At 71.6% G+C, this 9,702-nt stretch carries 11 protein-coding genes; all 11 read right to left on the reverse strand.

Annotation, left to right across the window (positions count from 1 at the left end):
• Positions 1 to 4: 4 nt before the first annotated feature.
• Positions 5 to 547: an adenine phosphoribosyltransferase gene (locus LG632_RS18520; RefSeq protein ID WP_226728454.1), complete on the reverse strand. Its 543-nt coding sequence runs from the start codon at positions 545 to 547 to the stop codon at positions 5 to 7.
• Positions 544 to 1,593, reverse strand: a complete 1,050-nt coding sequence (gene secF, locus LG632_RS18525; RefSeq protein ID WP_226728455.1) for a protein translocase subunit SecF — start codon at positions 1,591 to 1,593, stop codon at positions 544 to 546. The genes LG632_RS18520 and secF overlap by 4 nt, the downstream gene beginning before the upstream one ends.
• A 1-nt stretch (position 1,594) precedes the next feature.
• Positions 1,595 to 3,397: a protein translocase subunit SecD gene (gene secD, locus LG632_RS18530; protein ID WP_226728456.1), complete on the reverse strand. Its 1,803-nt coding sequence runs from the start codon at positions 3,395 to 3,397 to the stop codon at positions 1,595 to 1,597.
• 155 nt (positions 3,398 to 3,552) lie between these two features.
• Positions 3,553 to 4,005 carry a preprotein translocase subunit YajC gene (yajC, locus tag LG632_RS18535; RefSeq protein WP_226728464.1) on the reverse strand — a complete coding sequence of 151 codons (453 nt, stop codon included), beginning with the start codon at positions 4,003 to 4,005 and terminating at the stop codon, positions 3,553 to 3,555.
• 180 nt (positions 4,006 to 4,185) lie between these two features.
• Positions 4,186 to 5,247, reverse strand: a complete 1,062-nt coding sequence (gene ruvB, locus LG632_RS18540; RefSeq protein ID WP_226728457.1) for a Holliday junction branch migration DNA helicase RuvB — start codon at positions 5,245 to 5,247, stop codon at positions 4,186 to 4,188.
• Positions 5,248 to 5,384: 137 nt separating this feature from the next.
• A complete protein-coding gene (ruvA, locus tag LG632_RS18545) occupies positions 5,385 to 6,017 on the reverse strand; it encodes a Holliday junction branch migration protein RuvA (RefSeq protein ID WP_226728458.1) in 633 nt (210 codons plus the stop codon).
• Complete coding sequence (gene ruvC / locus LG632_RS18550) at positions 6,014 to 6,550, reverse strand: crossover junction endodeoxyribonuclease RuvC (RefSeq protein ID WP_226728459.1); 537 nt, start codon at positions 6,548 to 6,550, stop codon at positions 6,014 to 6,016. Before ruvC ends, ruvA begins: the two co-directional genes overlap by 4 nt.
• 108 nt (positions 6,551 to 6,658) lie before the next feature.
• The gene (locus LG632_RS18555; RefSeq protein ID WP_226728460.1) at positions 6,659 to 7,411 is read right to left on the reverse strand and encodes a YebC/PmpR family DNA-binding transcriptional regulator; all 753 of its coding nucleotides are present in this window, start codon (positions 7,409 to 7,411) and stop codon (positions 6,659 to 6,661) included.
• Between the two features lie 59 nt (positions 7,412 to 7,470).
• Positions 7,471 to 8,064, reverse strand: coding sequence for a pyridoxal 5'-phosphate synthase glutaminase subunit PdxT (pdxT, locus tag LG632_RS18560; protein WP_226728461.1), 594 nt, complete (start codon positions 8,062 to 8,064; stop codon positions 7,471 to 7,473).
• Positions 8,065 to 8,075: 11 nt separating this feature from the next.
• Positions 8,076 to 8,987: a pyridoxal 5'-phosphate synthase lyase subunit PdxS gene (gene pdxS, locus LG632_RS18565; RefSeq protein ID WP_226728462.1), complete on the reverse strand. Its 912-nt coding sequence runs from the start codon at positions 8,985 to 8,987 to the stop codon at positions 8,076 to 8,078.
• 143 nt (positions 8,988 to 9,130) lie between these two features.
• Positions 9,131 to 9,670 carry a LemA family protein gene (locus LG632_RS18570; RefSeq protein ID WP_226728463.1) on the reverse strand — a complete coding sequence of 180 codons (540 nt, stop codon included), beginning with the start codon at positions 9,668 to 9,670 and terminating at the stop codon, positions 9,131 to 9,133.
• Between the last annotated feature and the right edge of the window lie 32 nt (positions 9,671 to 9,702).

Raw genomic sequence — 9,702 nt, forward strand, 5'->3', positions numbered from 1 at the left:
GCTGTCAGACGACGATCAGGGCGTCCAGCGGGGCCCCGGCCAGGGCCCGCTCCAGGCGGCCGCGGCCGGCGAGGAAGCCGAGCTCCATCAGGACCGCGACCCCCGCGACCTCGGCACCGGCCCGGCGGATCAGCTCCAGCGAGGCCTCGGCGGTGCCGCCGGTGGCCAGGACGTCGTCGATGACCATCACCCGGTCGCCCGGGGCCAGGTCCTCGGCGTGGACCTCGATCTCGGCGCTGCCGTACTCCAGCTCGTACGCCTGCCTGAGGGTCGCCCCCGGCAGCTTGCCGGCCTTGCGGACCGGCACGAAGCCGACGCCCGCCTGGACGGCCACGGGGGCCGCCAGGATGAAGCCGCGGGCCTCCAGGCCGACGATCTTGGTGGCGCCGTAGCGGCCGCACAGCTCGGTCAGGACGCCGGTCAGCGCCGCGAACGCCTGCGGGTCCGCCAGCAGCGGGGTGATGTCCTTGAACATCACCCCCGGCTTCGGGTAGTCCGGGACGTCCTTGATCCGGCTGAGCAGCAGCCCCAACGTCTCGTCGGTCACCGGCGCCGTCCCGTCGTCCGGCCGCCGCTGCGGCCCTGGGCCACGACCTCGGGCACGTCCTCGGGCTCGTCGGCGCTCTCGCCCTTGGCGCGCTTGGCGAGGACCCGCTTGGTCAGCGCCTTCATCGCCGGCTCGCGCTCCTTGAGGTCGACGACCAGCGGGGTCGCGATGAAGATCGAGGAGTACGCACCGGCCGCGAGGCCGACGAACAGCGACAGCGAGATGTCGTTGAGCATGCCCGCGTCGAGCAGGCCGCCACCGATGAACAGCAGGGCCGCGACCGGCAGCAGGGCGACGACGGTGGTGTTGATCGAGCGGACCAGGGTGCCGTTGACGCTCTTGTTGGCCAGCTCGCTGTAGGTGAAGCGGGTCTGCTTGGTGATGTCCTTCGTCGACTCCTTGAGACCGTCGAAGACGACGACGGTGTCGTAGAGCGAGTAACCGAGGATCGTCAGCAGACCGATCACGGTGCCCGGGGTGACCTCGAAGCCCACCAGCGCGTACACGCCGACGGTGATGGTGAGGTCGTGGATCAGGGCGACCAGGGCGGCGACGGCCATCCGCCACTCGAAGGCGATGGCCAGGTAGATCACCACGAGCACCATGAAGACGCCCAGGCCCGTCCAGGCCTTGTCGGCGATCTGCGAGCCCCAGCTGGGACCGACCAGGTCGGCGTTGATCTGCTGCTCGGGGACCTGCAGGTCGGCGGCGAGCTTGGTCTTGACGGCGTTGGCCTGCGCGGTGTCCAGCTCGGAGATCTGGATGCGCAGGGTGCCGTTGCCGAGCTTCTGGACGATCGCCTGGTGGCCGGAGGCCTTCTCGGCGCTGTCGGTGGCCTTCGCCACCGACATCGAGGTCTTCGGCGTGGTGAAGACGGCGCCGCCCTTGAACTCGATGCCGAAGTTCAGGCCCTGGACGACCAGGGCCACGGCCGCCGTGATGGTGATGAGGATGGAGACGCCGTACCAGATGAAGCGCTTGCCGACGAAGTCGTAGCCGACCTCACCGCGGTACAGCTTGGCGCCGATGTCACCGAGCTTCGACATCTCACGCCTCCTTTGCGTCGACAGGAGCGGACACGGGACGGCGGGAGCGCCGCAGCGGCGGCTTGGCGCCGAGCCGCTTCGGGTCCAGCCCCGACCACGGGTGACCGCTGGAGAAGAACTTCGTACGGGCCAGCAGCGTCATGATCGGCTTGGTGAACAAGAACACCACGACCACGTCGAGCAGGGTGGTCAGGCCGAGCGTGAACGCGAAGCCCTGGACCTTGCCGACGGTGACGATGAACAGCACGGCGGCGGCGAGGAACGACACGAAGTCCGAGACCAGGATGGTGCGCCGGGCCCGCGGCCAGGCGCGCTCCACCGCCGGGCGCAGGGTGCGGCCCTCGCGGATCTCGTCGCGGATCCGCTCGAAGTAGACGATGAACGAGTCGGCGGTGATGCCGATCGCGACGATCGCGCCGCAGACGGCGGGCAGGTTCAGCGCGAAGCCGATGCCCTTGCCGAGCAGCGCCATGATCGTGTACGTCAGGATCGCCGACACCAGGAGGCTGACGATGGCGATGAAGGACAGGCCCCGGTAGTAGACCAGCAGGTAGACCACCACGAGGGCGAGGCCGATCGCGCCGGCGATCAGACCGGCCCGCAGCTGCTCGCCGCCGAGCGCGGCGGTGACGGTGGTGACGCTGTCCTCCTGGAAGGACAGCGGCAGGGCGCCGTAGGACAGCATGTTGCCCAGGTCCTGCGCGGACTGCTGGTTGAAGCCGCCGGAGATCTCGGCGCTGCCGCCGGTCAGCGCGGTCTGCACGTACGGGTCGGAGACGACCTCGCCGTCGAGCACGATCGCGAACTGGTTCTGCGGGGACTGCTTGGCCGCCAGCTCACCGGTGATCTTCGCGAAGGCGTCGGCGCCCTTGTCGTTGAACTGCATCGTGACGATCCACATGCCACGCTGCGGGTCGATCTGGCCCTTGGCGTCCTTGACGTCCTTGCCCTCGACGGCGACCGGGCCGAGCAGCCACTTGCCCCACTGGCCGGCGCCGTTGCGGCCGCAGGCCACGGTGGGCTCCTCGGGCTTGGCGCCCTTGCCCGCGTTGGCCCGCTGGTCCTCCTTGGTGCAGTCCAGCGCGGCGAACTTCGCCTGGAGCGCGGCCATGCCGGCGTCCGCGCCCGACGGGGTCGGGGTCGGGGTCGCGGCCTTGTCGTCTGCCTTCTTCGACTCGCTCGCCGACGGGGTCGGCGTGGGCGTGGCGGCGGGGGCCTTGAGGGCCTCGCTCAGGACACGGCCCTGCGAAGTGGCGCTGGACGACGGGGTGGCCGACGGGCTCTTGCCGTCACTGGCCTTGGGGGCGCCGGCACCGCTCGCGGACGGGCTCGGCGCACCGCTCGGCGCGCCCGAGGGGCTCGGGGAGCCGTTGGTCTCCTGCGGCACCGCGGCGCCGTCCGCGACCTGCAGGACGGGACGGAAGTAGAGCTGCGCGGTCGTGCCGACCTGCTCGCGGGCCTGCTTCTCGTTCGTCCCCTTGGGGATGTTCACGATGATGTGGTCGCGGCCCTGGGTCTGGACCTCGGCCTCGGACACACCCAGACCGTTGACACGGCGCTCGATGATGCCGACCGCCGTGTTCATGTTGGTCTCGTTGATCGCGTCGGGCTTGCCCGGCTCGCTCTTGGCCTTGAGCGTGATGCTCGTACCGCCGGCGAGGTCGATGCCCAGCCGGGGAGTCGTCTGCCCGGAGATGAACATCCCCGCGGTGAGCGCCACCATCGCGATCAGGATGAACGCCAGGGCGCGCCCCGGCCTCCCCTGAGCCCCCGTGGGCCGCCGGCCCTTCTTCGGTGCTGCCACCTGTTTGTTCTCCCTGTCCAACCGCCCCGCGCGCTCGATGTGTGGCGCGGGCGGCCCCGAATGTGTGGTGGGGACCTCTGCCCCCCGCAGAAGCGGTGACGGACGAGGACCGCGCGTGCCGCCGGTCCGGCGCCCGCACGGTCCCCCGCCGAACGTTACTTCGTGCCGGTCTCGCCGTCGCCCTTGGCGTCCTTGGTCTCGTCGGCCTTGGTGTCGTCGGCGTCGGTCGCGCCGGCCGCCCCGTCCTTCTTGCCCAGGTCGAGCTTGGGAGCCTCGTCACCCTCGTCGCCCTTGTCCAGGGTCAGGGAGGAGGCGTCGTCGGGCACGACGGGCGTCTCGGTGCCGTGGACGATGCGGTTGTACTCCGCGTCCTCCAGCACCGCGCCGATGGCGTTCTTGGCGTAGACGGCGTGGACGCCGGGGGCGACCTCGAGGAGCACGGTGTCCTCGTTGATCTCCTTGACCGTGGCGTACATGCCGCCGATGGTGCGCACACCGGTGCCGGGCGTCATCTGGTCCCGCATCTGCATCGCCGCCTGCTGCTTCTTCTTGGCGGAGCGGGTGAGCAGGAACATCGCCCCGATGAGAACGATGAAGGGGAGGAGCATTCCGAGATTGTTCACGGGACGAAGATCCTTCGCACGACCGCGCAGAGAGCGGCCTTGTTTCTACGGGGGTGGACATGCCGCCCTGAACGGTCGGCATCGGCGGAGTCTAGGCGAGTCCGCACCGATGGAACAACGCCCAGCATGGCACCGCCGTTCCCGACCGGGCGAACCTCCGCGCCGTCAGACCCCGAAGAGGCCCTGCTGACCGGCCTGGGCGGCGGGGGCCGTCAGTCCCAGGTGGGCCCAGGCCGCCGGGGTCGCCACCCGCCCGCGCGGAGTACGCGCCAGCAGGCCCTCGCGGACCAGGAACGGCTCGGCCACCTCCTCGACCGTCTCGCGCTCCTCGCCCACCGCCACGGCCAGCGTGGACAGGCCCACCGGGCCGCCGCCGAACAGCTTGAGCAGCGCCTCCAGGACGGCCCGGTCCAGCCGGTCCAGGCCGCGCGCGTCCACCTCGTAGACCTGCAGGGCGCTGGCCGCGACCTCGCGGGTGATGACACCGTCGGCCTTGACCTGGGCGTAGTCCCGGACGCGGCGCAGCAGCCGGTTGGCGATGCGCGGGGTGCCGCGGGAGCGGCCGGCGATCTCGGCGGCGCCCGCCGGGTCGATCGTCACGTCCAGCAGGCCGGCGGAGCGGTGGATCACCCGCTGGAGTTCCTCGGGGGTGTAGAACTCCATGTGGCCGGTGAAGCCGAAGCGGTCGCGCAGCGGCGGCGGCAGCAGGCCGGCCCGGGTGGTGGCCCCGACCAGGGTGAACGGCGGCAGCTCCAGCGGGATGGCGGTGGCTCCGGGGCCCTTGCCGACGATCACGTCGACGCGGAAGTCCTCCATCGCCATGTAGAGCATCTCCTCGGCGGGCCGGGACATGCGGTGGATCTCGTCGAGGAAGAGCACCTCGCCCTCCTGGAGGGAGGACAGGATCGCGGCGAGGTCGCCGGCGTGCTGGATGGCGGGGCCTGAGGTGATCCGGATGGGGGCGCCCATCTCCGCCGCGATGATCATCGACAGGGTGGTCTTGCCGAGGCCCGGCGCGCCGGAGAGCAGGACGTGGTCGGCGGTGGCGCCGCGCTGCCGGGCCGCCTTCAGGACGAGGTCGAGCTGCTGGCGGACCTTCTCCTGCCCGACGAACTCGCCGAGGTCCTTCGGCCGCAGGGCCGCCTCGACGGCGCTGTCCTCCCGGTCGGCGTCGGCGCCGACCAGGCGCTCGGCGGCGGCGCCGGTCTCGTCCTCGTCCCAGTTCACGGTGGTCTGCCTTCTCGGTGTGGTGCGGTGCAGTGCGGTGCGGTCCGGTGGTGCGGTGCGGTCCGGTGGTGCGGTCCGGTCGTACGGTGGCGGGCGCCGGCGGGCGGGGGGATCCGCTCCCACCGCCCCTACGGCGGTCAGCGGGCCCGGTTCAGGGTCTGGAGCGCGGCCCGCAGCAGCTGCGGGACCGGGGCGGAGCCGGTCTCGGCGATGGCGGCCTCGGCCTGCGGGGTCACCGCGGAGACGGCCTCCTCCGCCTCGCGGGGGGCGTAGCCGAGGCCCACCAGCGCGGCCGACAGCTGCTCGGTCCAGGGTGCGGGCCCCTGGGCGGCGGCGCGCTGGGCGCCGACGAGCCCGCTGCTGCCGAGCGGGGCGCCGAGCTTGTCCTTCAGCTCCAGCAGGAGCTTCTGCGCGCCCTTCTTGCCGATGCCGGGCACGGCCGTGAGCGCTTTCTCGTCCCCGGTGGAGACCGCCAGCCGCAGCGCGTCGGGGGTGTGCACGCCGAGCATCGCCTGCGCCAGGCGCGGTCCGACCCCGCTGGCGGTCTGGAGCAGCTCGAAGACCTGGCGCTCGTCGTCGTCGGCGAAGCCGTACAGGGTGAGCGAGTCCTCCCGGACGACCAGGGAGGTGGCGAGCCGGGCCGGCTCGCCCTGCCGGAGGGTGGCGAGGGTGTTCGGGGTGCACTGCAGGAGCATGCCGACGCCGCCGACCTCGACGACGGCGGTGCTGGGTCCGAGTGCTGCGACCGGGCCGGTCACGAAGGCGATCATCGGGTGCGGCCTTTCGCTGCGGAGGCGTGCTGGGCGAGCGCCTGCTGGAGGCGGCTGACGGCGGGGGCCCGCCAGATGTGGCAGATGGCGAGGGCGAGGGCGTCCGCCGCGTCGGCGGGCCTGGGTGGCTCGGCGAGCCGCAGCAGCCGGGTCACCATGGCCCCGACCTGGGCCTTGTCGGCGCGGCCGCTGCCGGTGACGGCGGCCTTGACCTCGCTCGGGGTGTGCAGGACCACCGGTATCCCGCGGCGGGCCGCGCAGAGCATGGCCACCGCGCTGGCCTGGGCGGTGCCCATCACCGTGCGCACGTTGTGCTGGCTGAAGACGCGCTCGACGGCCACGACCTCGGGCCGGTGCTCGTCCAGCCAGGCCTCCAGCCCGGCCTCCACGGCGACCAGCCGCTCGGCGGTGTCCGCGTCGGCGGGCGTGCGGACGACCCCGACGCCGAGCATGGTCAGCGGACGGCCGGCGACCCCCTCGACCACACCGACACCGCACCGGGTCAATCCCGGGTCCACCCCGAGCACGCGCACGCGGCCCCTCCCTTCGAGCACCTGTCCGGGCAGGCTATCGGCTGCCACCGACAACGCAGCGGGCCGACGGGGGCGTGTCCCCGTCGGCCCGCGCGTACCGGTGCCGGATCAGGCGTCGACCTTGGCCATGACCTCGTCCGAGACGTCGAAGTTGGCGAAGACGTTCTGGACGTCGTCGCTGTCCTCCAGCGCGTCGATCAGCTTGAACATCTTGCGCGCGCCCTCCTCGTCGAGCTCGACCTGCATGGTCGGGACGAAGCTGGACTCGGCCGAGTCGTAGTCGATGCCGGCCTCCTGGAGCGCGGTGCGCACCGCGACCAGGTCGGTGGCCTCGCTGATGACCTCGAAGCTCTCGCCGAGGTCGTTGACCTCCTCGGCGCCCGCGTCGAGCACCGCGCCGAGGACGTCGTCCTCGGTCAGCTCGCCCTTGGGCAGCACGACGACGCCCTTGCGGTTGAACAGGTACGAGACCGAGCCCGGGTCGGCCATGGAGCCGCCGTTGCGGGTCATGGCCACGCGCACGTCGGACGCGGCGCGGTTGCGGTTGTCGGTGAGGCACTCGATGAGCACCGCGACACCGTTCGGGCCGTAGCCCTCGTACATGATCGTCGCGTAGTCGACGCCGCCGGCCTCAAGACCACCGCCGCGCTTGACCGCGGAGTCGATGTTCTTGTTCGGCACCGAGCTCTTCTTGGCCTTCTGGATGGCGTCGAAGAGGGTCGGGTTGCCGTCCGGGTCGGCACCGCCGGTACGGGCCGCGACCTCGATGTTCTTGATCAGCTTCGCGAAGAGCTTGCCGCGCTTGGCATCGATCACGGCCTTCTTGTGCTTCGTCGTAGCCCATTTAGAGTGGCCGGACATCCGCCATTCTCCTTCGCGTCAACCATTCTTGTTTCGCCACTGATCCTACCGGGGTCCGGTCAGGCTCCCGCGCGCACCATCTCGACGAAGTACCCGTGCACGCGGTCGTCGCCGGTGAGCTCCGGGTGGAAGGACGTCGCCAGCACGTTGCCCTGGCGCACCGCGACCGTGTGGCCGTCGTACGTGGCGAGCACCTCGGCGGACGCGCCGACCGACTCCACCCACGGGGCGCGGATGAAGACGCCCTCGACCGGGCCGCCGTCGATGCCGGCGAAGTCGATCTTGGCTTCGAACGACTCGTTCTGCCGCCCGAAAGCGTTACGGCGCACGATCATCTCGATGCCGCCGAGCGTCTCCTGGTCCTCGCGGCCGTCCAGGATCTTGTCGGCGAGCATGATCATGCCGGCGCAGGTGCCGTAGACCGGCATGCCGGCGCGTACGCGCTCGCGCAGCGGCTCCAGCATGCCGAACAGGACGGCGAGCTTCGACATGGTCGTGGACTCGCCGCCGGGGATGACGAGGGCGTCGACCTCGGCGAGCTCCTCGGGGCGCCGGACCGGCCTGGCCACGGCGTCCGCCGCGGCCAGGGCGATCAGGTGCTCCCGTACGTCGCCCTGCAGGGCCAGGACGCCGATGACGGGGGGGTTGTTCATGGGGGTACGCCTTACCAGCCGCGGTTCGCGTAGCGCTCGGCCTCGGGGAGGGTGTCGCAGTTGATGCCGACCATGGCCTCGCCCAGGTTGCGGGACGCGTCCGCGATGATCTTCGGGTCGTCGTAGAAGGTGGTGGCCTTCACGATGGCGGCGGCGCGCTTGGCCGGGTCGCCGGACTTGAAGATGCCGGAGCCGACGAAGACGCCCTCGGCGCCGAGCTGGCGCATCAGCGCGGCGTCGGCCGGGGTGGCGACGCCACCGGCGGAGAACAGCACGACCGGGAGCTTGCCGAGCTCGGCGACCTCCTTGACGAGCTCGTACGGGGCGCGCAGCTCCTTGGCGGCGGCGTACAGCTCGTGGTTGTCGAAGCCGCGCAGCTTGGCGATCTCGTTCTTGATCTGGCGCAGGTGGCGGACGGCCTCGACGACGTTGCCGGTGCCGGCCTCGCCCTTGGAGCGGATCATGGCCGCGCCCTCGGCGATGCGGCGCAGGGCCTCGCCCAGGTTGGTGGCGCCGCAGACGAAGGGGGTGGTGAAGGCCCACTTGTCGGAGTGGTTGACCTCGTCGGCCGGGGTGAGGACCTCGGACTCGTCGATGTAGTCGACGCCGAGGGACTGCAGCACCTGGGCCTCGACGAAGTGGCCGATGCGGGACTTGGCCATGACCGGGATCGAGACCGCGTCGATGATCTCCTCGATCATGTTCGGGTCCGACATCCGGGCGACGCCGCCGTCCTTGCGGATGTCCGCGGGCACCCGCTCCAGGGCCATGACGGCCACGGCGCCGGCGTCCTCGGCGATCTTGGCCTGCTCGGCGTTGACCACGTCCATGATCACGCCGCCCTTGAGCTGCTCGGCCATGCCGCGCTTGACGCGCGCGGTGCCGGTCTCGGGGGCCTGGGGGGTGTCGGGAAGCGTGCTCACGGGGTGACCTCACTCGAAAGGGAAGACGGGTACCGCGGTGGTACTCGGGGGTGGTACTCGCCCGAGGAAACCGCCCCCGAGCAGTCCACTGCAAGGGCCAATATGGAGCCGGTGGCTCCTTTCGAGTTGGCCTTGAGGTACAACTACGGCCGGTCGGCCAGGTGGACCGGGGGTTCGTCGTCCATCTCGAAGGCCAATGGGAACGGGGCGTGGCCGGCCAGCCGGAACCAGCGGACCTTGCGGTGGCGGCGCAGGGCGCGGGCCGCGCGGACCGCGTCGTTGTGGAACCGCCGGGCCATCGGCACCCGGCGCACCGCCGCGGCCAGCTCCTCGGCGGCCTGCTCGCCGCCCGGGGCGGCCTTGAGCTCCTCGACCTGGTCGGCGTCGGCGAAGACGGCGCGCAGCGCCTGGCTGAGCTCGCTCTCGGCGACCTCGCGGTGCTCCTCCTCGGCCTGGCGGGCGGCGTGCGCGGCCTCGTACAGCACGATGGAGGAGGCCGGGTCCAGCACCCCGGACGTCGCCACCTCCAGCACCACGGACGCCCGGCGCAGCAGCTGCGCGTCCAGGGCCGCGCGGGCGGCGTCCATCCGGGTGTGCAGCCGGTCGAGGCGTCCGGCGGTCCAGCTCAGGTACACCCCGACGACCCCGAGCACGAGGGCGGCCCACACAAGCGTTTCGATCACGCCGGCCGACACTACCGGTTCCCGCCGCGGCC

This window comes from Streptomyces antimicrobicus (genome assembly GCF_020532625.1).
In the GTDB taxonomy this organism is placed as follows: Bacteria; Actinomycetota; Actinomycetes; order Streptomycetales; family Streptomycetaceae; genus Streptomyces; species Streptomyces antimicrobicus.

Coding starts and splice junctions, on each gene's coding strand:
- secF (WP_226728455.1), bottom strand. CDS start 1,593: ATGTCGAAGCTCGGTGACATCGGCGCCAAGCTGTACCGCGGTGAGGTC.
- yajC (WP_226728464.1), bottom strand. CDS start 4,005: ATGCTCCTCCCCTTCATCGTTCTCATCGGGGCGATGTTCCTGCTCACC.
- ruvA (WP_226728458.1), bottom strand. CDS start 6,017: ATGATCGCCTTCGTGACCGGCCCGGTCGCAGCACTCGGACCCAGCACC.
- LG632_RS18555 (WP_226728460.1), bottom strand. CDS start 7,411: ATGTCCGGCCACTCTAAATGGGCTACGACGAAGCACAAGAAGGCCGTG.
- pdxT (WP_226728461.1), bottom strand. CDS start 8,064: ATGAACAACCCCCCCGTCATCGGCGTCCTGGCCCTGCAGGGCGACGTA.